Below are 253 nucleotides of genomic sequence, written 5' to 3'. Positions count from 1 at the left end.
CTTCTGAGCGCCGAGGAGCGTACCTGAGGGTTTGCCGTAGGTTACGTGCTTGCCGGAGGCGGGATAAAACTCCATCTGGCCGCCTGCGGAGACCCAGAGATTGGAGCCATTGAGATCCCGGGCGTCGCCATGGAGGATTGACGCTTCTTCTTGAGGAAGACGAGATCGTCATCGGCGATCTTTTCGCGGGCGGGTGCGGCGACCGGCTTTGCCGGAGCATTGCGCTCCCGGTAGATCATTCCCACGCGTACAC

General features: G+C 61.3%; 1 pseudogene. It reads right to left on the bottom strand.

Features of this window, described 5'->3' with window-relative positions:
* Nucleotides 1-41 precede the first annotated feature (41 nt).
* A pseudogene (locus JAO29_RS23290) lies at nucleotides 42-253 on the bottom strand (hypothetical protein); the annotation flags it as partial.

Origin of the sequence: Edaphobacter sp. HDX4, from assembly GCF_036877565.1 — a bacterium.
Lineage (GTDB): Bacteria > Acidobacteriota > Terriglobia > Terriglobales > Acidobacteriaceae > Edaphobacter.
Note: the sequence above shows the minus strand (reverse complement) of the source record. Positions and strands in the feature narration are given on the sequence as shown.